The 22233-nt window shown below is 68.6% G+C and carries 23 protein-coding genes and 1 pseudogene; 12 read left to right on the top strand and 12 right to left on the bottom strand.

All coding sequences use genetic code 11. From position 1 onward, the window contains the following. Positions 1 to 116 precede the first annotated feature (116 nt). The 6 genes from ACRDPN_RS10630 to ACRDPN_RS10605 all read left to right on the top strand — a co-directional run bounded on the left by ACRDPN_RS10630 (position 117) and on the right by ACRDPN_RS10605 (position 6258). Positions 117 to 1241, top strand: coding sequence for an LCP family protein (locus tag ACRDPN_RS10630; protein ID WP_431447423.1), 1125 nt, complete (start codon positions 117 to 119; stop codon positions 1239 to 1241). Between the two features lie 132 nt (positions 1242 to 1373). Further along, entirely contained in the window at positions 1374 to 2174 is an 801-nt protein-coding gene (locus tag ACRDPN_RS10625; RefSeq protein WP_431447422.1) for an ABC transporter ATP-binding protein, read from the top strand. After that, positions 2171 to 2995: an ABC transporter ATP-binding protein gene (locus ACRDPN_RS10620; RefSeq protein WP_431447421.1), complete on the top strand. Its 825-nt coding sequence runs from the start codon at positions 2171 to 2173 to the stop codon at positions 2993 to 2995. The genes ACRDPN_RS10625 and ACRDPN_RS10620 overlap by 4 nt, the downstream gene beginning before the upstream one ends. Then, a complete protein-coding gene (locus tag ACRDPN_RS10615; RefSeq protein WP_431447420.1) occupies positions 2992 to 3870 on the top strand; it encodes a branched-chain amino acid ABC transporter permease in 879 nt (292 codons plus the stop codon). Before ACRDPN_RS10620 ends, ACRDPN_RS10615 begins: the two co-directional genes overlap by 4 nt. Beyond that, positions 3863 to 5014, top strand: a complete 1152-nt coding sequence (locus tag ACRDPN_RS10610; RefSeq protein ID WP_431447419.1) for a branched-chain amino acid ABC transporter permease — start codon at positions 3863 to 3865, stop codon at positions 5012 to 5014. Before ACRDPN_RS10615 ends, ACRDPN_RS10610 begins: the two co-directional genes overlap by 8 nt. Then, on the top strand, positions 5011 to 6258 hold the full coding sequence (locus ACRDPN_RS10605; RefSeq protein WP_431447418.1) for an ABC transporter substrate-binding protein: 1248 nt from the start codon (positions 5011 to 5013) through the stop codon (positions 6256 to 6258). Before ACRDPN_RS10610 ends, ACRDPN_RS10605 begins: the two co-directional genes overlap by 4 nt. A gap of 61 nt (positions 6259 to 6319) precedes the next feature. Here the strand turns inward: ACRDPN_RS10605 and ACRDPN_RS10600 are convergent, their stop codons facing one another. From ACRDPN_RS10600 to ACRDPN_RS10590, 3 genes and pseudogenes are all read right to left on the bottom strand, one after another. Beyond that, positions 6320 to 7579 (bottom strand): PucR family transcriptional regulator, encoded by a 1260-nt coding sequence (locus tag ACRDPN_RS10600; protein ID WP_431447417.1) that lies wholly within the window; start codon positions 7577 to 7579, stop codon positions 6320 to 6322. Between the two features lie 74 nt (positions 7580 to 7653). Continuing rightward, positions 7654 to 8055, bottom strand: a pseudogene (locus ACRDPN_RS10595) (class F sortase); the annotation flags it as partial. 167 nt (positions 8056 to 8222) lie between these two features. Further along, complete coding sequence (locus ACRDPN_RS10590; protein WP_431447416.1) at positions 8223 to 8567, bottom strand: hypothetical protein; 345 nt, start codon at positions 8565 to 8567, stop codon at positions 8223 to 8225. On the opposite strand from ACRDPN_RS10590, the gene ACRDPN_RS10585 reads away from it, so the two are divergent. Next, positions 8561 to 8782 (top strand): hypothetical protein, encoded by a 222-nt coding sequence (locus ACRDPN_RS10585; RefSeq protein ID WP_431447415.1) that lies wholly within the window; start codon positions 8561 to 8563, stop codon positions 8780 to 8782. The two genes, ACRDPN_RS10590 and ACRDPN_RS10585, sit on opposite strands and share 7 nt — an antisense overlap. Before the next feature lie 15 nt (positions 8783 to 8797). Here ACRDPN_RS10585 and purE read toward each other — a convergent pair whose 3' ends face one another. Genes purE through ACRDPN_RS10560 form a run of 5 tightly spaced genes read right to left on the bottom strand, consistent with a single transcriptional unit; the run spans position 8798 to position 12800 of the window. Beyond that, positions 8798 to 9394 carry a 5-(carboxyamino)imidazole ribonucleotide mutase gene (purE, locus tag ACRDPN_RS10580; RefSeq protein ID WP_431447414.1) on the bottom strand — a complete coding sequence of 199 codons (597 nt, stop codon included), beginning with the start codon at positions 9392 to 9394 and terminating at the stop codon, positions 8798 to 8800. Next, positions 9303 to 10436 carry a 5-(carboxyamino)imidazole ribonucleotide synthase gene (locus ACRDPN_RS10575; protein WP_431447413.1) on the bottom strand — a complete coding sequence of 378 codons (1134 nt, stop codon included), beginning with the start codon at positions 10434 to 10436 and terminating at the stop codon, positions 9303 to 9305. Before ACRDPN_RS10575 ends, purE begins: the two co-directional genes overlap by 92 nt. Next, positions 10433 to 11464 (bottom strand): adenylate/guanylate cyclase domain-containing protein, encoded by a 1032-nt coding sequence (locus ACRDPN_RS10570; RefSeq protein ID WP_431447412.1) that lies wholly within the window; start codon positions 11462 to 11464, stop codon positions 10433 to 10435. The genes ACRDPN_RS10575 and ACRDPN_RS10570 overlap by 4 nt, the downstream gene beginning before the upstream one ends. Next, on the bottom strand, positions 11451 to 11957 hold the full coding sequence (locus ACRDPN_RS10565) for a PH domain-containing protein (RefSeq protein ID WP_431447411.1): 507 nt from the start codon (positions 11955 to 11957) through the stop codon (positions 11451 to 11453). The genes ACRDPN_RS10570 and ACRDPN_RS10565 overlap by 14 nt, the downstream gene beginning before the upstream one ends. A gap of 12 nt (positions 11958 to 11969) precedes the next feature. Beyond that, complete coding sequence (locus tag ACRDPN_RS10560) at positions 11970 to 12800, bottom strand: biotin--[acetyl-CoA-carboxylase] ligase (RefSeq protein WP_431447410.1); 831 nt, start codon at positions 12798 to 12800, stop codon at positions 11970 to 11972. Positions 12801 to 12852: 52 nt separating this feature from the next. Between ACRDPN_RS10560 and ACRDPN_RS10555 the strand changes: the two genes are divergently transcribed. The 4 genes from ACRDPN_RS10555 to ACRDPN_RS10540 are packed head-to-tail and all read left to right on the top strand — an operon-like array spanning position 12853 to position 15918. Further along, positions 12853 to 14451, top strand: coding sequence for an acyl-CoA carboxylase subunit beta (locus ACRDPN_RS10555; protein ID WP_431447409.1), 1599 nt, complete (start codon positions 12853 to 12855; stop codon positions 14449 to 14451). Then, on the top strand, positions 14448 to 14675 hold the full coding sequence (locus ACRDPN_RS10550; RefSeq protein WP_431447408.1) for an acyl-CoA carboxylase subunit epsilon: 228 nt from the start codon (positions 14448 to 14450) through the stop codon (positions 14673 to 14675). Before ACRDPN_RS10555 ends, ACRDPN_RS10550 begins: the two co-directional genes overlap by 4 nt. Positions 14676 to 14677: 2 nt before the next feature. After that, a complete protein-coding gene (locus tag ACRDPN_RS10545; protein ID WP_431447407.1) occupies positions 14678 to 15334 on the top strand; it encodes a hypothetical protein in 657 nt (218 codons plus the stop codon). Beyond that, on the top strand, positions 15331 to 15918 hold the full coding sequence (locus ACRDPN_RS10540) for a Maf family protein (RefSeq protein WP_431447406.1): 588 nt from the start codon (positions 15331 to 15333) through the stop codon (positions 15916 to 15918). Before ACRDPN_RS10545 ends, ACRDPN_RS10540 begins: the two co-directional genes overlap by 4 nt. On the opposite strand, the gene ACRDPN_RS10535 is transcribed toward ACRDPN_RS10540, so the two are convergent. Together ACRDPN_RS10535 and ACRDPN_RS10530 are read right to left on the bottom strand one after the other, a co-directional pair. Beyond that, on the bottom strand, positions 15919 to 17079 hold the full coding sequence (locus tag ACRDPN_RS10535; RefSeq protein ID WP_431447405.1) for an acyl-CoA dehydrogenase family protein: 1161 nt from the start codon (positions 17077 to 17079) through the stop codon (positions 15919 to 15921). A gap of 46 nt (positions 17080 to 17125) precedes the next feature. Beyond that, positions 17126 to 17563, bottom strand: coding sequence for a Gmad2 immunoglobulin-like domain-containing protein (locus ACRDPN_RS10530; protein ID WP_431447404.1), 438 nt, complete (start codon positions 17561 to 17563; stop codon positions 17126 to 17128). Between the two features lie 137 nt (positions 17564 to 17700). On the opposite strand from ACRDPN_RS10530, the gene ACRDPN_RS10525 reads away from it, so the two are divergent. Next, positions 17701 to 19461: an acetyl/propionyl/methylcrotonyl-CoA carboxylase subunit alpha gene (locus ACRDPN_RS10525; RefSeq protein ID WP_431447403.1), complete on the top strand. Its 1761-nt coding sequence runs from the start codon at positions 17701 to 17703 to the stop codon at positions 19459 to 19461. 177 nt (positions 19462 to 19638) lie between these two features. Here the strand turns inward: ACRDPN_RS10525 and ACRDPN_RS10520 are convergent, their stop codons facing one another. Beyond that, positions 19639 to 20034 carry a hypothetical protein gene (locus ACRDPN_RS10520; RefSeq protein ID WP_431447402.1) on the bottom strand — a complete coding sequence of 132 codons (396 nt, stop codon included), beginning with the start codon at positions 20032 to 20034 and terminating at the stop codon, positions 19639 to 19641. Positions 20035 to 20071: 37 nt separating this feature from the next. Then, a partial coding sequence (locus ACRDPN_RS10515) for a SpoIID/LytB domain-containing protein (protein WP_431447401.1) occupies positions 20072 to 22233 on the bottom strand: 2162 nt, incomplete at its 5' end.

The raw sequence follows: 22233 nt of genomic DNA, 5'->3' as shown, positions 1-22233 counted from the left end.
GTGTCCTCACTGGGGAAGGAAATGAGGTCCCGTCGATCGAACCACAAAACCCTCGAGTTGAGGTCGAGGGCTCGCCGCGACACGCCGATCGACAGCACCTCAGGTACCGTCTTGGCATGCCGGACAAGCCCCCCACAGGCGGTTACGACTGGTTGTACGGCGGCGGAAAAGAGTCTCGCCCCGCCACCGTGCAGCCGACGAAATCGCGTGGCAACGACCTTCCCCCGCCGAACCTCCCACCGCCCGGCGGCACCCGCGGGGATGGCGGTCGCGGCCGACCCCCACGCAGGCGCACCGGGCCCCGTCCGCTCCGTACCGTGCTGATCCTCCTGCTCGCGTGGCTCCTGTTCCTCGTCGCCGTTCCCCTCTGGGCCTGGTCGACGCTCAGCACCGTGGACGCCAGCCCGAAGGGCGAACGCCCGGAGGGGCAGCCCGGCGAGACCTACTTGCTCGTGGGCTCCGACAGCCGCAAAGGGCTGTCGAAGCAGGAACGCAAGGAGCTCAAGACCGGGCGCGACTCCGGCGGGCGCGGCCGTACCGACACGATCCTGATCCTTCACACCGGGAGCGGGCCGTCGTTGCTGCTGTCGATCCCGCGCGACTCCTTGGTGCCGATCGAGGGGTACGGCACCACCAAGATCAATGCCGCGTACGCGTACGGCGGACCCAAGCTGCTCGTGAAGACGATCGAGCAGTCCACCGGCCTGGAGATCGACGACTACGTCGAGGTCGGATTCGGCGGCCTCGTCAAGGTGGTCGACGCCGTCGGTGGGATCGAGATCTGCCCGAAGAGGAAGGTCAAGGACGCGAAGGCCGGGCTCGACATCGACAAGGGCTGCCAGGAAGCCGACGGACCCACCGCGCTTGGCTACTCCCGCTCCCGCAAGGCTGCGACCGGCGACATCCAGCGCGGGCAGAACCAGCGCGAGGTGCTCGGCGGCATCGCACAGGAGATCAAGTCGCCGTGGACGTTCATCAACCCGGTTCGTTACTTCCGGGTCAACTCCGGCGCGGCGAGCTCGGTGCAGGTGGGCGAGGGCATGGGGCCGATCGCCATGGCCCGGTTCGCCCTCGCGCTCTCGTCGGCCATGGGCGGCGGCGGGCTCAACTGCACCGTGCCGATCGCGGACTTCAGCGTTCGCTGGGACCGAGAACGCGCCCTGGAGATGTTCGGGCACATCAAGAACGACCGGACCGATGAGATCGGCAACCTTTGCACGAAGGACGGGCTGCCCAAGTAACCGCTGCTCAGGCGGCAGGCTGGACAGAACTCCAAGCAGATTCGTGGTTCAACCACTATCGACCGACGACCCCCGTCACGCATGATCCCCAGAACGAGACGCACGTCACACGAGCGCCCGGAGGGGGACCAATTGCTGACCGTCAGTGGTCTGACCACGAGCTACGGCGGTTCGTCGAGAGTGCTCGACGAGGTCGACCTCACCGCCTCTGACGGCGAGGTGGTCGCTGTGCTGGGGAGCAACGGGGCCGGCAAGTCGACGTTGCTGCGGGCGATCTCCGGGACCCTCGCCCTGCACCGCGGCATCATTCGCTCGGGTGAGATCACCATCGACGGCGAGCGGATCGACGGGCGCCCGCCGGCCACCGTGATGCGCACCGGCGTCGTCCAGGCCCCCGAGGGTCGCCAGATCTTCACACGAATGTCCGTCGAGGACAACCTTCGCGTGGGTGGGATCACGATCTCTCGCGAGACGCGCGCCGCCGCGATGGATCGAGTCTTCGACCTGTTCCCGATACTCGCAGAGCGTCGCAGTCAGCGCGGCGGTCTGTTGTCCGGCGGCGAGCAGCAGATGCTCGCGATCGGGCGCGCGCTCATGAGCGAACCCCGGCTCCTTCTGCTGGACGAGCCGTCGCTGGGCCTCGCTCCTCGTCTCATCGAGCACATCGCCGAGATCATCACGACCATCAACGAGCAGGGCACCACCGTCGTCCTCGTCGAGCAGAACGCCGCGATGGCGCTCAGCGTGTCGAACCGCGCCGTGGTGCTCGAGGTCGGCCGCGTCGCGATGTCGGGCCCTTCTGACGAGCTGTCGGAGTCCGACGAGATCCGCCGGCTCTACCTGGGCGGTCACGCGGAGACCGAGGAGCAGGCCGAGGGTGACGCCGAGAAGGCCGCCGCCCATCGCGGCTCGATCACGAAGTGGTCGAAATGACGGACACCGACAGTTCGCTGAGCGTCGAGAACGTCACCGTCAAGTTCGGCGGCGTCACGGCCCTCGACGACGTCTCGTTCACCGTCGAGCCCGGCACGATCCACGCGCTCATCGGACCCAACGGTGCCGGCAAGTCCACCTGCTTCAACGTCGTGTCCGGTCTGTACGAGGCGACGTCGGGGCGGGTCATGTACGGCTCCGAGGAGGTGACCGGTCGGCGTCCGCACACCCTGGTGAGGCTCGGGATCGGCCGGGCCTTCCAGAACGTCGCGCTCTCACCGCACGGCACCGTGGTCGACAACGTCATGCTCGGGCGGCACGCGCTGACATCGGGCGGCTTCCTGCGTGCCGGTCTGCGCGCACTCGGCATCCGGGGCGAGCAGGCGAGGCACCGCGAACGTGCGGTCGAGATCTGCGAGTTCCTGGGTCTCGGCGCCCACCTCGACCGTCCGATCGAGGACCTCTCCTACGGGGACTCCAAACGGGTCGACGTGGCCCGCGCCCTCGCCACCGAGCCCAGCATCCTGCTGCTCGACGAGCCGGCAGCGGGGATGAACGCCGGCGAGACCGCCATCATCGCCCAGGCGATCGTCGACATCCGCGATGCGCTCGACATCTCGATCCTCCTCGTCGAGCACGACATGTCGCTCGTCATGGGCATCGCCGACCACGTCTCGGTGCTCGACTTCGGCTCGCTCATCAGTGACGGGACTCCGGAACGGGTGCGCCTCGATCCGCAGGTCATCCGGGCCTACCTCGGTGGCGAGGTCGACCCGTCCTCCTCGCTCGCCGGACCGGCGGAGAACGGACCAGAATCATGACCACGTTCCTGCAGCTGACGGTCAACGGGGCCGGACGGGGTGCGGTCTACGCACTGCTCGCGCTCGGTTTCGTGATCATCTTCCGGGCCACCGGAGTGGTGAACTTCGCGCACGGCTCGTTCGTGTTTCTCGGCGGCTACGTCACCTACGTCGCCTCCGACTCGCTCGGTTTCGCCGGCGCCGCCGCCCTGGGCGTGGCGACGGCTGCGATCGGCGCGCTCCTCATCGAGCGGTTCCTCATCGCCCGGACGCGCCTCGCCGACCCAATCTCGCTCGCACTGCTCACCATCGGCGTCGACGTCATCATCACCGAGGACATCGCGCGACGGCTCGGGACCGAGACGCCTTTCCTGTCGCCGCCGTTCGCCGGCGACGTCGTCCGTATCGGCGACGTCACGATCCTCAGCGGTCAGCTCGTGGCGATCGCCGTCAGCGCCGTGCTGATCGGAACCTTGCTGCTCGCGTTCAGGTACACCGGATGGGGGCTGTCGATGCGGGCGCAGGCCGAGAATCGGGAAGCGGCCAGCCTGATGGGCATCCGCAACTCCCAGGTCACAGCCTCGGCGTGGGTGGTCGCAGGCGCGCTCGCCGGAATCGCGGTGCTGTTCCTCGCCACCCAGGACTTCTCCGGCGCCGGACTCTCGCGGGGAACCCATGCGCTCGCTCTCGTGGCCTTCCCCGCGGCGATCATCGGCGGGCTCGACTCGGTCGGGGGTGCCGTGTTCGGGGGCCTGGTCGTCGGGCTGACCGAGGCCTACGCCGCGCAGTACATCTCGTTCGACTTCTCCAAGAGCGCGGTGTACCTGGTGATGCTCGTCATCTTGGTCGCCGTGCCCTCCGGGCTGTTCGGCTCGAAGGACGTGAATCGTGTCTGACGTGTCACGTGCCGGAACCGAGCGGCTGTGGCGCATCGTCGCGCTCGTCGCCCTCGTCGTGCTGCTGATGCTGATCCCGCTCTACGCCACTGCCGCATGGTTGCGAGTCGGCGAGTACGTGATGGTCGGCGCGGTGGCCGCCATCGGCCTGACGATGCTCACCGGACATGCCGGACAGCTGTCGCTCGGCACACCGTTCTTCATGCTCGTCGGCGGCACCACCTACTGCGTCCTCGCCGGGCAGGTCGGCCAAGAGGGAACGGACGCCAACCTGGTCGCGCTCGGTCTGCCACCCCTGCTCGCGTTCCTCGGCGCGATCGTCGTGAGTGCGCTGGCGGGCCTTGCCTTCGCGCCCGTGTCGGGACGAGTCGGTGGCATCTATCTGGCGATGGCGTCGCTCTCACTGGTCTACCTCGGGCTCTACCTCGGCCAGCGGTTCGAGAGCCTGACCGGCGGCGCCGCCAGCGGCCGCCGCCCGGACCCCTTCGTCGTGTTCGGTTTCTCGTTCACCAGCAGCGACCCAGAGCTGGTGATCGCAGGTGTGCCACTGGGCGCTCCTGAACGGACCTGGTACCTGTTCGTCCTCATCACCGCCGTCGCGATCGTCCTGGCCCGCGGGGCAGTCGCCTCCCGGCCCGGCCGCGCCTGGCGGTCCGTCCGCGACAACCCGAGTGCGGCCGCGGCGATGGGTGTCGACGTCCCGCGGGTCAGGGCCGGAGTGTTCGCGATCTCCTCGGCCTACGCGGGCGTGGCCGGCTTCATGACGGTGCACTGGTTCGGCCTGCTCAAGGCGGACGAGAACGAGTTCGTCGGGTCGTGGTCGATCGCCGTGGCGATCGCGCTGCTCGCCATGATCCTCATCGGCGGGCTCGGCTCCATCACCGGAGCGGTCGTCGGTGCCGGCGTCGTCTTCGGGATGCCGCTCGTCCTGCAGCTGCTCATACCGAAGTCGGCGTTCCTCTCCGACCTCATGGGCGGTGACGCCGGCTTCACCCCCGTCGTCGTCACCGCGCTCCTCTACGGCGTGGCGATCATCCTTGTCGTGCTGTTCGAGCCCGGCGGGCTCGCGACCCTCGGTCGCCGCATCGTCCGCGCCGTTCGCCCATCTGAAAGAACCACCACCCAAGAAAGAAGGACCCCATGAAGACACGACGAGTACTCGTCGCCGTCGCAGCCTGTACCACGTTGGTGCTCGGAGCCTGCTCCGACAAGTCGACCTCTGGCGGAGGCGCCGGCGGCGTCAAGACGGACAAGGGCGTCACCGACACCGAGATCACGCTCGGCGCGCTGACGGACATCTCCGGGCCGTTCCAGCAGCTCGGCAAGGGCGTGGTCGACGGCCACGAGATCTGGGCCGACGAGGTGAACCAGGCCGGCGGCATCTGCGACCGTGACATCAAGCTCGAGGTCCGCGACCACGGCTACAAGGCCGACGCCGGTGTGGTCCAGTTCCAGGAGATCGAGCCGAACGTCGCCGGATTCATCCAGATCCTCGGCTCACCCATCAACGCGGCCATCGATCAGCGACTGGTCGACTCCAAGGCCACGGCCGTGGCCCTGTCGTGGTCGTCGTTCATCCTCAAGAACCCGTACATCGTCATCCCCGGCACCACCTATGACGTGGAGATGATCAACGGTCTGTCGTACCTTCTCGACGAGAAGAAGATCGCCGAGGGTGACACCATCGGCTTCGTCTACCTCGAGGGCGAGTACGGCGAGAACGGCCTGCTCGGCGCGAAGTACTTCGCCGAGCAGCACGATATCGACCTCAAGGCCGTCAAGGTCGTGCCCACCGACAACGACCTGCGCAACGTCGTCACCGGGTTCAAGGGTGACGGCGTGAAGGCCATCGGTCTCACCACGACTCCGGCGCAGACCCTGTCGGTGGCCACGGTGAGCAAGCAGCTCGGACTCGACGTGCCGCTCGTCGGCAACAACCCGACGTTCGCGCCGGCGATCCTCACCGACAAGACGGCTCCGGCGCTGGAGAACTTCTACGGCACGTTCAGCTCGGTTCCGTACTCGTCCGACCTCCCGAAGGCCCAGGAAGTCGCGGCGGCCTACGAGGAGGCCGGTATCAAGGACGCGCCCAATGGCGGTGTCCCGTACGGCTACGCGATCGGCCTGATCTGGGGCCAGATCCTGGAGAAGGCCTGCGATGACGGCGATCTGACGCGCGAAGGAATCCAGAAGGCCTTCCGCGCCAGCACCGACATCGGCACCGAGGAGCTGATCGCCGATCTGGACTTCTCGGAGGTCGGAACGCCGGCGACGCGCGAGGTCTACATCGCGCAGCCCGACGCCAGCCAGGACGGCGGACTGCGTCAGGTGGGCCCGCTGTTCGTGTCCCCCGACGCGGAGTCGTACAAGGCTCCCGAGGAGAAGTAGTCACCCAACCACGAGTGCCCGTCCCGAACAGGGGACGGGCACTCGTGCGTTCGTCAGCTGATCAGGACGCGGTGCCGGTGTCTGACAGCATCCGCACGGCGAGCAACAGCTCGATGACCTGGTCGACCTTGCGCAAGTCGCAGCCGGTGCGGGTGGCGATGCGGTCGAGGCGGTAGTACATCGTGTTGACGTGCACGTGCAGAGACTTGGCGGCTTCCTTCGCATTGAGGTCGTGTTCAACGTAGGCCCGCAAGGACTCACTGTAAACGCCGTCGCCGGCGAGGTCCTCGACGAGGAAGCTGCGGACCTGCGGGCGGATCAGCCGGCGCACGGTCTCGTCGGGACGGCGCACCAGGTAGTCGAGCGTCGACAGGCTCGACAGCGACGCGACACCGGGGCGTCCTTCGAGGCTCTCGCAAGCCAGCTGTGACTCGGAGAAGGCATCCGGCGTCGAGTCGAGGTGGACGTGCGGCGTGCTGAGCCCGACCGCCATCTCGACGCCTCGCGTCTGCAGCTCCTCGGCGACCCGTTCGAGCCTGGCCTCGGCGACCGAGACCGGACAACCATTCAAGGGAACGAGACCGATGACCTCGACCTGTCGCACGACGTAGATGCCGGCAGCGCCGAACGCGAACATCTTGCGCGCCTTGACGGCCATCAGCTCACGCTCGTCGTCGCTGAGCGTGCCCGCCGAGCGGGCGGTGACGACGATGAACGGCTGGTCGTCGGTGAGTCCGGCGGCGTCGAGGCTCGTGAGGCGCGGCGCGACCGTGGGCCGACGACCGTCGAGCAGGTCGTCGATCAGGTCGCGGTGGATGCGCTCCTGGTCGGCAAGGTCGTACTGCTGGGCCTCGAGGTAGGTCGTGGCCGCGGCGGAGCTGCCCGCCTCGATCGTGTGCATGACGTGGGTGACCAGACTGAGCGCCATCTCGCCCGCGCCGGTGTGTTCGCGCACGTAGTCCTGGATGTGCTCCCACAGCGTCAGCTGGGCGATCCGGAACGCCCGCAGGAAGTCGATCAGCGAGATGCCGCTCTCGACCCGCCGCAGCGCGTGCGCGGCGGTCCAGGGAAAGTCCTCCACCGACGGGGTCCGCTGCTCCTCGATGGTCGTGACGAAGACCCCGAAGATCCGCTCGCAGTGGGCGGCGACGTCGCCGTGGAGATCGGATTCCCGGTACGCCGGCAGCTCGGCCCAGATCGCATCGGCGGCTGCGAGCGCCATGATGTCGAGGCGCTCGCGCGTCCACGCCGCGAGCTCGAGGGTCTCGGCGTCGAAGCGAATCTTGCCCGGGCGTCTGCCCGTGGCCGAGCGGAGGGACATCGCGTCATGCTCTCACGGTCGTCCGCACGACGCTTGATGAGGCACCAGCGCGCAAGGCCGAGGGGCTCGGCGATCACGACGAGGTTGTCGTCGTAGCCCCGACCGGGCCGGAACGTCCCGGTGCAGGTGATCAGCACCAACCGGTGCTCTCCGGTCTGGTCGAAGGCCGCGCTCGACGTCGCGAGTGCCTTCTTGGCCACCGAACGCACGGACACGACGCGGTAGGTGAGCCGCCCCGCGCCCGACCGCGCCGTCACGCGTTCCCCTTTCTCGATCGAGAGCAGCCGGGCGAAGTAGCCGACGCCGCCGGTCGCCGAGTCCACGTGACCGGCGATCACGGTCGAACCGTACGGTTCGCCGATCGACGCACTTCCGTCCCACCAGCCGACATGGTCGACGTTCTCGGGTACGACCAGCTCGCCGTCGACCGTGCTGGCCGGCTTGACGGCGGCACTGTGGCCACCCGGGAGCACCATCCACTCAGGGACGAAGGTGACGCGCTCGGAGCCGGCCGTGCGCCCCTCGCGGGCCGGTGGCGCCGATGGGCCCGCCTCCACCGACTCGCCGCTCGGGGAGCAACCCGCCATCAGACCGATGAGAAGTCCGGCGATCGACACGGCACGGACGATCGCGGACATGGCTCTCAACGGAAGATGTTCAGACCCAACGGGGCCAGGTACCCCGCCGCCTGTCCCCCGGTCCCGGTGTCGACCTTCTTCGGCCGGTCCGAACCGCTGGAGCCCGTCCGGATCGTGTGGACCGCGACGTTCATGGTCTTCTTCGTCGGGTCGCCGACTGCGAACACCCGGTCCAGCCCGCCTGCCTTGACCTCGAGATCCACGGGCCCGAGCACCGCTGGACCGTCCTTTCCGGTCGGCACGATGTCGACGGAGTACGTGTCGGCCGGCACGACGAGGGTGAGCGACTCGCCGTTCGCGACGTTCTCGAACAGCACCTTTCCGTCGACCCGGATGTCGGCGGGTGGCACTGGGCGCGATCAGGCCGCTGACGAGCGACGTTCCCGGCAGCCTGCCCGTCGCAGTCGTCGCCGTCGGTGAGGCAGTGCGCAACCTGTCGTGTCCCGCACTGGAGCTCCCCGACCAGGCATGCGCCACCGGCTCGCCACCTCTGATGCGCGTCAGCCCGGACCTGCCATGGCGCACCGCCGTCGTCGTGCTCCAGCTGGACCTGGCCGGTCCCTGACACAGGGCCGTCTCCCTAGTGGAAGCCAGCCTCGCCGGGGTTGCGGAGCTTCTCGCCCTTGGCGCGGGCGGCGTCGGCGAGCTCGCGCTGGAAGTCGACCATCCGGGCGGTGAGGTCGGGGTCGCCGGCGGCGAGGATGCGTACCGCGAGCAGGCCGGCGTTGCGCGCGCCGCCGATCGAGACCGTGGCGACCGGCACGCCGGCCGGCATCTGCACGATGGAGAGCAGCGAGTCCATGCCGTCGAGGTTCTTGAGCGGCACCGGAACACCGATGACGGGCAGCGGCGTGACGGACGCGAGCATGCCGGGGAGGTGAGCCGCACCTCCGGCGCCGGCGATGATCACCTCCAGGCCGCGGCCATGAGCCGCGCGGCCGTAGGCGAGCATCTCATCTGGCATGCGGTGGGCGGAGACGACGTCGGTCTCGAAGGCGACGTCGAACTCACCGAGCGCGGCCGCCGCGTCCTGCATCGTCGGCCAGTCCGAGTCGGACCCCATGACGATTCCGACGCGCGCGTTCTCAGTCATCCTTCGTGCCCTTCTCGAGGAGATCTGCGGCCCAGCGGGCACGCGTGAGGGTGTCGGTGAGATCGTCACCGACGGCCGTGACATGGCCGACCTTGCGGCCCGCCTTCACCGCCTTGCCGTACAGGTGGACCCGGATGTCCGGCACGGCGTCGAGCACGACGGCGAGCTGCGACTCGAGGTCGTCGACCGAGCCGCCGAGGATGTTGACCATCACCGACCATCGCGTCAGGGCGTCGGCAGGGCCGAGCGGGAGGTCGAGCACCGCGCGGAGGTGGTTCTCGAACTGGCTGGTGAGGGCTCCGTCGATCGTCCAGTGGCCGGTGTTGTGCGGGCGCATGGCGAGCTCGTTGACCAGGAGCCTGCCATCGGTGGTCTCGAACAGCTCGACGGCGAGCACCCCGGTGACGTCGAGGGACGTGGCGATCGTGCGGGCGATCTCGGCGGCTTCGTCGGCCAGCCGGGGGGCGAGATCGGGAGCCGGAGCCAAGACCTCCTTGCAGATGCCGTCGGCCTGACGCGACTCCACGACCGGCCACACGACCATGTCGCCGGACGGTCGCCGCGCGACCAGCGCCGCCAGCTCGCGACGGAAGTCGACGAGCTCCTCGGCCAGCAGATCGCGACCGGTCGCCAGGGCCTCCTCCGCATCGGCCGCCGACTCCAGGAACCACACACCCTTGCCGTCGTAACCGCCGCGGGTGGTCTTGACGACCGCCGGGAAGCCGAACGCCTCGAGGTCGGCGAGCGAGGAGACGCGGCCGTGACGCGGGCACGGGACGCCGAGCTCGCTGAGCCGCGTCCTCATGGCGCCCTTGTCCTGCGCGAACAGCAGCGCGTGCGGACCGGGGCGACAGGCGTGACCTTCGGCCTCCAGCGTCCGCAGGTGCTCCGGCGGCACATGCTCGTGGTCGAACGTGACAACCGGGACGTCCGCGGCGATCGCGCGCAGGTCGTCGAGACTCGTGTGGTCGCCGACCCGGTGGTCGGGGATGACCTGGGCCGCCGAGACGTCAGGCCCCTCCGCGAGCAGCCGGATGCGGACCCCGAGACCGATGGCCGCCTGCTGCATCATGCGGGCGAGCTGACCACCGCCGATCACCGCCAGATCAGCTCGTGCCCCGGTCACGGCTTGGCCTTGGGCGAGCGGAACCCGCGGCGGCGGCTGACCGTGATCGGGGCCAGCTCACCGAAGCCGCGAATGTGACGGGCGGGCATGCGGCGGCAGTCGAACTCGGCCGCGTCGAGCGCGTCAGCCGTGGGATGGTCGACGATCACGCGGTTGCTGCGGGCGACGTGCGAGAGCCGCGCGGCCAGGTTGACCGGCGGGCCGAAGATGTCGCCGAGACGGCTGAGGACCGAGCCGGTGGCGAGCCCGACGCGGATGGCCGGCAGCTCGCCGTGCGAGCCGACACTGGTGATGAGGTCGAGCGCGGTGATCGTGGCGCTGCGGGCGTCGGCGTTCACGAACAGGGTGGCATCGCCCAGCGCCTTGATGACTCGTCCGCCGTGCTCGGTGACGACGTCGGTGCACTCGTTCTCGAACGTCTCGACCAGCGCGCCGAGCTTGTCGTCGTCGAGCTCGTTGGAGAGTGCCGTGAACCGCGACATGTCGGCGAAGCCGACGGTCATCGTGGTGGAGAGCAGCTCGGCGTCGGCGGCGCCGAGCGCCTCCATCCGGGCTGCGGCCGCAGCCAGATGGCGACGCCAGGCGTAGATCATGAGCCGTTCGAACCCCGGCCCGGCCCGCTGGGCCAGCTCCACGGCGGCCTCGAGCCGGCTCGGCGCCTTGCCCTCGCCGACGTGCGTCTCGACCTGCTCGACGAGCGTGGCCACCTGCCAGTCGGCGAGCCTCGACATGGTCTGCCCGAGCGCGCGCGTCATCCGGAAGACCGTCTCCTCGTCGAGCAGTCCGCGGTCGAACGCAGCGGCGACGATGGAGATGGCCTCGACGTCGGCCTCGCTGTAGGCGGGGCTGTCGCCCAGGTCCGGGAATCCCAGGGCGCGCCACAGCCGCTCGCCACGTTCGCGGCTCAGACCACCCTTGGCGGCGACCTCCTCGCCGGTGAGGCCGGCGTCGGTACCCAGGATCAGGCGGGCGAGCTCGTCCCTGAGCTCCTCGCGTGGCGGCTCGTGGTTGGGCTCAGATCGATTCATCACTCGTCCGGTGCGCATCGTCGACCAGACGGGTGACAGTGCGGTGGAGGGCTTCGATGTGCGGGATGTCGCGCAGCTCGAGACCGGCCTGCTCGCTGGCGTCGTGGACGACCAGCGTGCCGCAGCCGAGGATGCGGTCGTTGAGGTTCTTCTCGTACGCGACGTCGTTGATGCGGCTCAGCGGGATGACGCGGCCGGTGCGCGTGAGGATGCCCTTCTGCTCCACGATGCGCTTGTTGGTGAGCGTGTAGGTCCACAGGAACCATCGGAGGAACGGGATCACCGCGCCCAGGATGGCCAGCACGACGGCCACGACGATGACGCCCCAGCGCGGGATGCCGTCGCCGCTGTCGCCCACCCGAGCGGCCAGGTAGCCGCCAGCAGCGGCGACGGCCAGCAGGATGATGACGGGGATGAACAGCACCTTCACGTGCGTGCGAGTGGTGATGACGGTCTGCTCACCGTCGATCATCAGCTTGCGAGACAGGGTCATGGGCCGATTTTCTCACGAACCCGAATCTGCGGGCCGGACGTGGGTGATGTCACCAGCGCTGACGGGGGTGCCGTCGACGACGAGTCGTCCGAGATCGTCGACGTCGTCGGCCCGACCCTCCAGGGTCGAGCCGTCGGGCATCGCGACGCTGACGCGCGAGCCGAGCGACACGCAGCGACGCAGGTAGGACTCGCGCACTCCGGCCGATGGATCACCGCCGGCGCCGCGCCAGGCTCGGTACAGCGCCTCGAGATTGCGCAGCAACAACCGCAGCACGACGGTCCGGTCGGTCTCGGCGGCGTCCTCGAGCACCAACGACGTGGCGGTCTCGACGGGCCGCTCCTCTGCGCGCATGGAGACGTTGAGACCGACGCCCACCACGGCGGCCGGACCGAGCGTCGTGTCGACCCGCTCCAGAAGGATCCCGGCGATCTTGCGGCCGTCGACCTCGACGTCGTTGGGCCATTTCAGGCCTGCCTCGACGCCGCACTCCTCGACGGTCGCGGCCACTGCCAGCCCGACGAGCAACGGCAGCCACACCCAACGTGCGGCGTCGACGTCCGTCGGCCGGAGCAGCACCGAGACCGCGATGCCCGAGCCCTCCGGGGAGTCCCAGGTGCGGTCGAGGCGCCCTCGGCCGGCGATCTGATGATCGGTGGTGTGCACCGTTCCCTCGGCCGCTCCGGCTCGAGCGGCCTCGGCGAGGTCGGCATTGGTGCTGGCGGTCGACGCGGTGACGACGACGTCGGTCCAGAAGCCGCCGGCGCTGACCAGCGCGGCCTGGAGGGCGCGTCCGTCGAGCGGTGGTCGGTCGAGCCCGCGGCCAAAGGGTGACGGAGTCATGGGCCCCAGCCTCACACACCTGACGCGGATCACGGTCAGTACGCTGACCCCCATGACCGAGGCGTCCGAAGAGATCACCGAGCATCCAGAGCTGCACACCACGGCCGGCAAGCTGGCCGACTTCCAGCGCCGGCGTCTGGAGGTCGAGGTCGAGCACGCCGAGGAGGCGCACGAGAAGGCGGCCTCGCGCGGACGCAAGAGCGCCCGTGAGCGCATCGAGATCCTGCTCGACGAGGGCTCGTTCGTCGAGCTCGACGCCTTGGCCCGTCACCGCAGCACCGCGTTCGGTCTGGAGAAGAAGCGGCCGATCGGCGACGGCGTCGTCACCGGCTACGGCACCATCGACGGCCGTCAGGTGTGCGTCTTCGCCCAGGATTTCTCGATCTTCGGCGGTGCCCTCGGCGAGGTCTACGGCGAGAAGATCGTCAAGGTCATGGACCTCGCCATCAAGAGCGGCTGTCCGATCATCGGCATCAACGAAGGCGCCGGAGCCCGCATCCAGGAAGGTGTCGTCTCGCTCGGCTTGTACGGCGAGATCTTCACCCGCAATGTGCATGCCTCGGGCGTCGTGCCGCAGATCAGCCTGATCATGGGCTCCTGCGCGGGCGGCCACGTGTACTCCCCCGCCATCACCGACTTCACGATCATGGTCGACCAGACGTCGAACATGTTCATCACCGGCCCCGACATCATCAAGACGGTCACCGGCGAGGACGTCACGATGGAGGAGCTCGGCGGCGCACGTACGCACAACACCCGCAGCGGAAACGCGCACTACATGGGTTCCGACGAGGACGACGCCATCGAGTACGTCAAGGCTCTGCTGTCGTTCCTCCCGCAGAACAACATGGAGGAGCCGGAGCCCTATGACGAGGTTGTCGATCTCGAGCCCGACGACACCGCGATGGCGCTCGACACCCTCATCCCCGACTCGGCCAACCAGCCCTACGAGATCCGGACCGTCATCGAGGCCATCCTCGACGACCAGGACTTCCTCGAGGTCCAGCCGCTGTTCGCGCCCAACATCGTCATCGGCTACGGCCGGGTCGAGGGTCGCAGCGTCGGCGTGGTCGCCAACCAGCCGATGCAGCTCGCCGGCTGCCTCGACATCGACGCCTCCGAGAAGGCCGCCCGCTTCGTCCGCACCTGCGACGCCTTCAACATCCCGGTCCTGACGTTCGTCGACGTCCCCGGCTTCCTGCCCGGCACGGAGCAGGAGTGGGAGGGCATCATCCGCCGCGGTGCGAAGCTCATCTACGCCTACGCCGAGGCCACGGTGCCGCTCGTCACCGTCATCACCCGCAAGGCCTACGGCGGCGCGTACGACGTCATGGGCTCCAAGCACCTCGGCTCCGACCTCAGCCTGGCGTGGCCGTCGGCCCAGATCGCCGTGGTCGGTGCGTCCGGCGCGGTCGGCATCCTGTACCGCAAGGACATTGCCGCGGCCGACGACCCGGAGGCACGCCGCGCCGAGCTGATGACCGAGTACGAGGACACCCTCTGCAACCCGTACCTCGCGGCGGAGCGCGGCTACGTCGACGCGGTCATCGAGCCCAACGAGACCCGTGCCGAAGTCATCAAGGCCCTCCGGTTGCTCCGCACCAAGCGCGAGACATTGCCGCCCAAGAAGCACGGGAACATCCCGCTGTGAGCGACGAGGAAGCCAAGCCCGTGCTGCGGGTGGTCAAGGGCGACCTGACGCCTGAGGAGCTGGCGGCCCTGGTGGCAGTGGTCGCTGCCCGCAACGCGGCAGCCGCGCACGCAGCCGCACGCGCAGTCAAGCGTCCGCGCAGCGAGTGGGGCCACCCGGCGCGCCTCGCCCGCACCCCCCACCGGTTCGGCCCCGACCAGTGGCGCCGCTCCGCCTGGGCCTGATCATGTCCCTGCGACCGCTGTCCGACGCCAGTGCGGGCGAATGGCTCTCCAGCGCGGATCCCGCGCTCGGCCCGATCGGCTTCGACGCCTATGTGCGGGTGCTGCATCCGTGGACCGACACCGAGGACGGCCAGGATCGCATCGAGGGGCACCTGCCGGAGGACCTCCTCGCGGCACTCGTCGACGTTCTTGCCCGCCACACCGAGACGCCGGACGACTGCTTCCACGCTTTGTGGGACGGCTACGGCGACCTGCTCGGTGGCGAGGCGGTCGGATTCCTCTCGTTCGCCGCCGGACCCGCCGCCTGGCCGGGTCGCGTCTTCACCAAGCCCAAGCCACCGACTCCACCACCACCGGCATTCGCCCCGGAGGTGATGGACGGACCACGCCTGACCGTCGCCGGGCGTGAGCACCTACTGTTCACCGGGCCCGTGGCCGACGCCGGTCAGTGGGGTGCAGCGACGTACGGCCACGGCATCCCCCGCGACCTGAACAGCCCCAACCTGCTCTGGCCGGCCGACCACGCATGGTGCGTCGCGACCGACATCGACACGCGGTGGACTGGTGTCGGCGGACCGGCCGCGCTGGCCGACGACTTGCTCGGTGACCAGCGGCTCGAGGTCGTTCGAACCAGGTACGAGTCCGGGGGCCATCGATGAGGGTCGTCCTCGCGTCCGCCTCGCCAGCACGCCTATCGACGCTGCGCACGGCCGGTCTCGACCCGCAGGTCGAGGTGTCCGGAGTCGACGAGGACCAGATTGACTCGCACGATCCGGCGAACCTCGCGGCGGCGCTCGCCCAGCTCAAGTGCCGGGCTGTCGACGCGCGGCTGCAGGATCCGGCTGCTCTCGTCATCGGCTGCGACTCCGTGCTGGCGTTCGAGGGCGAGATCTTCGGCAAGCCGGTCGACGCGCGCGAGGCCGTGGCGCGCTGGCGGCGGATGCGCGGCAAGTCCGGCGTGCTGCACACCGGGCACTGCGTGCGCCGTGCCGACCGTGAGTTCGTCGAGCAGGCGTCCACGATCGTGCACTTCGCCGACATCACCGACGCCGAGATCGATGCCTACGTGGCCACCGGCGAGCCGCTGCAGGTGGCCGGTGCCTTCACGATCGACGGCTACGGCGGCGCGTTCGTGCGCGGCATCGAGGGTGACCACCACACGGTGGTCGGCATCAGCCTCCCGGTCCTGCGCGACCTCGTCGGCGACCTGGGGATCCGCTGGACCGACCTCTGGGTCGTCTGACTACTCGACCGGGAGGCCGAGACCGCGGGCGATGACCATGCGCTGCACCTCGGACGTGCCTTCGCCGATCTCGAGGATCTTCGCGTCGCGGTAGAACCGCGCAACCGGGTACTCCTCCATGAAGCCGTAGCCACCGAACACCTGCGTGGCGATGCGGGTGGCCGTGACCGCCGACTCCGTCGCGTACAGCTTGGCGATGGCGGCCGCCTGCTTGAACGCCGAGCCCGTGACGCCCTCGTCCTTGAGCGCTGCGGCCTGGTAGACGAGAGCGCGGGAGGCCTCCAGCATGACCTTCAGGTCGGAGATCTGGAACGCGACGCCCTGCTTGGCGCCGATGGGCTTGCCGAACGTCTCTCGCTCCCCGGCGTAGGTGAGGCAAGCGTCGAGACAGGCCTGGATGCAGCCGACGGCAAGGGCCGCGATGGCCACGCGACCGTCATCGAGGATCGCCAGGAACTGGGCGAAACCCCGGCCCCGGTCACCGAGCAGGTGGTCAGCCGGGACCCGCACACCCGAGAACGACAGCGGATGGGTGTCGGAGATGTGCCAGCCGAGCTTGTCGTAGGCCGGTTCGACAGTGAAGCCCGACGCGCCGGACGGAATCACGATGGTGGAGATCTCGGCCTTGCCGTCGGCGTCCTCACCAGTGCGCGCGGTCACCGTGACCAGCGACGTGATCTCGGTTCCGGAGTTGGTGATGAACTGTTTCGAACCGTCGACGACCCACTCGTCAGCGTCGAGGACGGCCTTGGTGCGTGTGGCGCCGGCGTCGGAGCCGGCACCGGCCTCGGTGAGACCGAAGCCCGCGAGCGCGCGTCCCGCGACCAGGTCGGGGAGCCAGCGCTGTTTCTGCTCGTCGGTGCCGAAGGTGAGGATCGGGTTGATTCCGAGCCCGACGGCCGCCTCGAGCGTGATGCCGATCGACTGGTCGACGCGGCCGAGCTCCTCGATCGCCACGCAGAGGCTGGTGAAGTCGCCGTCGGCGCCTCCGTACTCCTCGGGCGCGGTGATGCCGAACAGCCCGAGCTCGCCCATGGCCTGGACGACGTCGACCGGGAAGTGGTGGTCGCGGTCCCACTTGGCGACGTGCGGAGCGATCTCCGCCTCGGCGAACTCGCGGACGGTGCGGCGGAAGGACTCGTGCTCACGTGACAGCTGCATGCGCTCATGTTAACGCTTGTTAACCTTCGGCAACCATCCGGTCAGGTCAGGGCTCGAATCGAACCGGGATCTCCACCGAGTCGTCGTTCTTCCGCAACCCGGACGGGTTGGCCTTGCGCAGCACCACGAATCCCTTCGCGGATGCAGGCGGCTCGAACTCGACCGTTCCCACGAAGTCGACGTCGTCCTCGGTCATCCATTCGCCCTGCATGGTGGCGAATCCCTCGGCGACGGTGCGGCGTTCTGCGTCGAGGACGTCGACCTGGAAGTCCGCCTCGAAGGACCACGTCCCGGGCGCACGACCCTTCACCTCGAGCGGGCTCTCGACCACCGCCCTTGCGAGTGGCTGATCGACCGTGATCTGTATCCCTTGGTCCGACGTGTATTCGGTGGTCGGCGCGGGGGGATCCCCGCGTCGTTCGGTCTGCGTGCATCCAGCGGCGGCGAGCAGCACGCCGACCAGCACGAGACCTCGACGACCCATGACCCACCCGCCTTCCTTCTGCGACGAATCTACGGCTGCTGCCCCCCTCGTGCGCCGAGTTCGGCCAAGGTCGGAGACGATGCTCCGGCGGCGCTGTCCTAGACTCGGGACGCCTGTCGACATGAGGAGACCCGTCAGTGAGCCAGCCCCTCAAGAAGGTCCTGATCGCGAACCGCGGTGAGATCGCCGTGCGGATCATCCGCGCGTGCAAGGACTCCGGCATCGCCAGCGTGGCGGTGTACGCCGAGCCCGACCGCGACGCGCTGTTCGTCCATCTGGCCGACGAGGCCTACTCACTCGAGGGCTCCACCCCCGGCGACTCCTATCTCTCGATCGAGAAGATCATCGCAATCGCGAAGAAGAGCGGCGCCGACAGCATCCACCCCGGCTACGGCTTCCTGGCCGAGAACGCCGGCTTCGCCCAGGCCGTCCTCGACGCCGATCTCGTCTGGATCGGCCCTGGCCCGGAGGCCATCGGCAACCTCGGCGACAAGGTCAAGGCCCGCCACATCGCCCAAGCCGTCGGCGCACCGCTCGTGCCCGGCACCAAGGATCCGGTCAAGGACGCCGACGAAGTCATGGCTTTCGCCAAGGAGCACGGGCTGCCCATCGCCATCAAGGCGGCGTTCGGTGGCGGCGGCCGCGGCCTCAAGGTCGCCCGCAGGGAGGAAGAGGTCGCCGAGCTCTTCGACTCGGCCGTCCGTGAGGCCGTCAGCGCGTTCGGTCGGGGCGAGTGCTTCGTGGAGCGCTACCTCGACCAACCCCGCCACGTCGAGACCCAGTGCCTGGCCGACACCCACGGCAACGTCGTCGTCGTCTCCACCCGCGACTGCTCACTGCAGCGTCGCCACCAGAAGCTGGTCGAGGAGGCCCCGGCGCCGTTCCTGTCCGACGAGCAGATCAAGACCCTGTACAACGCCAGCAAGGCGATCCTGAAGGAAGCCGGCTACGTCGGCGCCGGCACGTGCGAGTTCCTCGTCGGCCTCGACGGCACCATCAGCTTCCTCGAGGTCAACACCAGGCTGCAGGTCGAGCACCCGGTCTCCGAAGAGGTCACCGGCATCGACCTCGTGCGCGAGATGTTCCGCATCGCCGCAGGTGAGGAGCTCGGATACGACGATCCGGAGATCTCCGGGCACTCCATCGAGTTCCGTATCAACGCCGAGGACGGCGGACGCGGATTCCTGCCTGCCCCTGGCACCCTGACGCGCTGGTACCCGCCGTCCGGCCCTGGCGTCCGCGTCGACGCCGGCTATACCGAGGGCGAGACCATCCCGGGAGCCTTCGACTCCCTCGTCGCCAAGCTCATCGTCACCGGCACCACCCGTGAGCAGGCTCTCGAGCGCTCGCGCCGCGCCCTCGACGAGTTCGAGGTCGAGGGGATGCCGACGGTCATCCCGTTCCACCGGTCGGTGGTCGACGACCCCGCCTACACAGCCACCGATGGTGACTTCACCGTGTACACCAGCTGGATCGAGACCGACTACGACAACCAGCTCGAACCGTATGGGGGCTCGACGGACCAACCCGACGAGCCCGTCGAGCGCGAACGCGTCGTGGTCGAGGTCGGCGGCAAGCGAGTCGAGGTCGTTCTCCCAGGCGGCCTTGGAGCGTCGACCGCAGTGGCCGGTGCCAAGAAGCCCAAGCGCAAGGGTGGTGGCGGTGGCGGCGCTGCGGCGAGCGGCGACTCGCTCACGTCACCGATGCAGGGCACAGTCGTGAAGATCGCGGTCGAGGACGGTCAGGAGGTCGCCGAGGGCGACCAGATCATCGTCATCGAGGCCATGAAGATGGAGCAGCCGATCAACGCCCACAAGTCGGGCACGATCAGCAACCTCGCGGCCAAGGTCGGCGAGACCGTCGGTGCCGGTGCCGTCATCGCCGACGTCGTCGGCTGAGGCCGGCCCCGACCGAACGTCGACGCGGGTCGAGTGTGTTACGCCGAAGGCGTCCGGCGTATCGAGACCTGGTGAGTGAACAGGCTCGCGCACCAAGTGGTTTCGATTCCCCCACGGGCAGGCCCGCGGGAGGTGCCCCCAGCCGCTCGTTCCTCGCGGCTACTCAACCACCGAGGGTCAGGGCAACGACTGGCCGACGGGGGGTGCGTCGGCAGGAGCCTTCTTGTCGACCTCCCCGTAGGCGACGCCGGCCGCCCACACGATGGCCGTGACGCCGATCCACGTCCAGGTGCCGTCGATGGCGAACCCATGGCGTGGCACGACCAGGTCGGTCACCCAGAGCGCCACGAACGTGAGCACGAGCCCGCCCACGATCGTGTAGCCACGCACAAACCGGTCGACGGTGCCGACCACGACCTCGCGGAGCGTCACCGTGAGGACGGTGAAGAGCACGACCGCGACCACGAACCACCAGAACCGGATGTCGAACCCGTCGAACAGCCAGGCCGCGGCGGCAAGCGAGAACACGTTGGCAGCTGCCGAGATGGCCAACGACGTCAGCAGCGCTCTCATGCCGCTGAGTATCCCAGATCCACGGGCGTCGGGACCCTCAGAAGGTGAACCAGTTTGACCGGAGGCCGAACGCCCAGCGCGCGTCGTTGCCGCTGATCGTCTTGGTGCTCTTCGAGCCTCTGAGCTCCAGCGACGTGACGCGCCCGTTCCAGGCGCCGTAACCGTTGCGCTTGGTGACGCGCAGCGACTTGAGCGTCCCGATGGACGAGTACTTCCGCTGGATCGTGGACGCCGACACCGACTTCGTCCAGTAGTGGTTCGCGTTGCCCGACCAGTCGTCCCACGAGTCCCTGACCGCCTTGAGGTACGACTGGCTGCCCGGTGACGTGTAGCCGCCCGACGACGAGGAGAACTGCGTGAAGGCCGCCTTGCCGCCGTACCTCAGGATCTTGCCGGCCGTGGCCGCGACGGCGCGGTCAGTCGCGGACGTCTCGGCGCCGGCGCCGCCGTACACCTGGCAGGACGTGGTATCGCAGATGTCGTAGTACCGGCTCGAGGTGATCGCGCGGGCACCGTAGGTGCGCGCGGCGACCGACTGTGCCTTGAGCGTCTCGGAGTGCCACGACGACGGCACCTCTCGCGCCACGACGCCGCGCGTGTAGTTGTCGATCGACAGCACGTTGACCGTGTTGCGATTCGACGAGCGCAGCGCGGATCGGTACACGCGGTCCGTGCCCGGCAGCACGAGCTCCATCGACGAGGCCTCGAACTGGGCGGATCCGGTCCACGTCATGCTCTTGTAGGTGTGCCAGGTGCTGCCGGTGCGGTACTTCAGGGTGGACTTGCCGCCCGATGCGGGTTCGATGCTCCATCTGGCGACGTCCCGGCCACCGATGCTGTCGGGGAGGCTGTAGGTGTTGCCGGAAAGGATGTCCAGTTTGACGCCGCGACGGCCCTCGATCATCACCGAGCTGGTCGAGTCGCCGGTGATCAGCACCCGGATGTTGCCGGTCTTCGAACCGATGGTCGTGCCCGGGTAGTAGTGGCCGAGGATCGTCGTGTACTTCTTGCCCTGCCGTGCGGCACCCTCGGCGCCGTACTGGCTCATGCCGATGCCGTGGCCGTAGCCGTGGCCCCTGAACGTGAAGGACTTGTCCGACGGGACCGACACCGCCCCGGACGACGTGGACACCGTGGACGACATGGCTTCCGTTGCCGTTGCGCTCGAGCTGGTCGTGCTGCTCGAGTCGGTCGTCGCCGACACAGCCGACGAGTAGCCGGAGAGACTCGTGCCATCAGCGTTGACGGAGCGGACCTGGGCGTAGTACTTGGTGCCCGGCTTGAGGCCGGAGAACCTCTCGTCCAGTCCGACCGAAGGCGCGGCAGTCGCGTTCGACATCGTCGAGGACGTCGACAGACGGATCCGGTACGCGGGTGCGCCGCTCACCTCGCTCCAGGCGAACTTCAGTGACGAGGAGGTCTGGTCCGTGGACTTCAGTCCGGTCGGGACCATGCTGCTGGATGTTGTCGCGGTCGTCGCGGACACCGCCGAGGAGTAGTCGGACATGTTCGTGCCGTCGTCCTTGATCGTGCGGATCATCGCGTAGTACTTCGTGCCCGGCTTGAGACCCGAGATCTTGCCCGACGTGCCGTAGAAGCGGTGGTACGTGGAGCCGGCCATCGACGAGGACGTCGACAGACGGATCCGGTAGCGCGGTGCGTCTTCGACCGCGGACCAGCCGAAGGTCAGCGACGTCGTCGACTTGGCGGTCGACCGAAGACCGGTGGGCACGGCGTAGCTCGTGGATCCACTGCTGCTACTACTGCTTGCGAGGCGGTTCTGGACGCGGTCGCGCAGTCCCCCGCTGGCCGACAGCCACGAGTAGACCTTGTTCCCTGGGCACGCCGTGGACACGACGTTGCGGTGGCCGGCGATGCGGTTGAGCGTCTTGCCGCCGAGCGAGTACGTGCCCTTGGCGGGACGGTTGTAGTCGTCGAACCTCCAGCTCACCAGGTTGGTGGTCGCGGTCTTCATCGCCGACGACGGCGAGGTGGACGTGAACGTGCCCATGAGAGAGACACCCATCGTCTCCTCGTTGACCGGACCGTTACCCGCGTGTGCGCCCCGGACCGGCTTGTCGATGCCGCCCTTGCGGCCTTCGAAGATCTGTCCGTACTTGTCGACCAGGAAGTTGTAGCCGATGTCGCACCAGCCGCGGCTCTTCGTGTGGTAGGCCTGTGTCGCCCGCACGATGTTGT

Origin of the sequence: Aeromicrobium sp., assembly GCF_050700635.1 — a bacterium.
Taxonomy (GTDB): domain Bacteria; phylum Actinomycetota; class Actinomycetes; order Propionibacteriales; family Nocardioidaceae; genus Aeromicrobium.
Note: the sequence above shows the minus strand (reverse complement) of the source record. Positions and strands in the feature narration are given on the sequence as shown.

What these genes read in the sequence shown, in the direction of transcription:
- ACRDPN_RS10630 (WP_431447423.1), top strand. Translation starts at nt 117, where the DNA reads ATGCCGGACAAGCCCCCCACAGGCGGTTACGACTGGTTGTACGGCGGC.
- ACRDPN_RS10620 (WP_431447421.1), top strand. Translation starts at nt 2,171, where the DNA reads ATGACGGACACCGACAGTTCGCTGAGCGTCGAGAACGTCACCGTCAAG.
- ACRDPN_RS10615 (WP_431447420.1), top strand. Translation starts at nt 2,992, where the DNA reads ATGACCACGTTCCTGCAGCTGACGGTCAACGGGGCCGGACGGGGTGCG.
- ACRDPN_RS10605 (WP_431447418.1), top strand. Translation starts at nt 5,011, where the DNA reads ATGAAGACACGACGAGTACTCGTCGCCGTCGCAGCCTGTACCACGTTG.
- ACRDPN_RS10600 (WP_431447417.1), bottom strand. Translation starts at nt 7,579, where the DNA reads ATGTCCCTCCGCTCGGCCACGGGCAGACGCCCGGGCAAGATTCGCTTC.
- purE (WP_431447414.1), bottom strand. Translation starts at nt 9,394, where the DNA reads ATGTCACGGCCGTCGGTGACGATCTCACCGACACCCTCACGCGTGCCC.
- ACRDPN_RS10570 (WP_431447412.1), bottom strand. Translation starts at nt 11,464, where the DNA reads ATGAATCGATCTGAGCCCAACCACGAGCCGCCACGCGAGGAGCTCAGG.
- ACRDPN_RS10565 (WP_431447411.1), bottom strand. Translation starts at nt 11,957, where the DNA reads ATGACCCTGTCTCGCAAGCTGATGATCGACGGTGAGCAGACCGTCATC.
- ACRDPN_RS10560 (WP_431447410.1), bottom strand. Translation starts at nt 12,800, where the DNA reads ATGACTCCGTCACCCTTTGGCCGCGGGCTCGACCGACCACCGCTCGAC.
- ACRDPN_RS10555 (WP_431447409.1), top strand. Translation starts at nt 12,853, where the DNA reads ATGACCGAGGCGTCCGAAGAGATCACCGAGCATCCAGAGCTGCACACC.
- ACRDPN_RS10545 (WP_431447407.1), top strand. Translation starts at nt 14,678, where the DNA reads ATGTCCCTGCGACCGCTGTCCGACGCCAGTGCGGGCGAATGGCTCTCC.
- ACRDPN_RS10540 (WP_431447406.1), top strand. Translation starts at nt 15,331, where the DNA reads ATGAGGGTCGTCCTCGCGTCCGCCTCGCCAGCACGCCTATCGACGCTG.
- ACRDPN_RS10535 (WP_431447405.1), bottom strand. Translation starts at nt 17,079, where the DNA reads ATGCAGCTGTCACGTGAGCACGAGTCCTTCCGCCGCACCGTCCGCGAG.
- ACRDPN_RS10530 (WP_431447404.1), bottom strand. Translation starts at nt 17,563, where the DNA reads ATGGGTCGTCGAGGTCTCGTGCTGGTCGGCGTGCTGCTCGCCGCCGCT.
- ACRDPN_RS10520 (WP_431447402.1), bottom strand. Translation starts at nt 20,034, where the DNA reads ATGAGAGCGCTGCTGACGTCGTTGGCCATCTCGGCAGCTGCCAACGTG.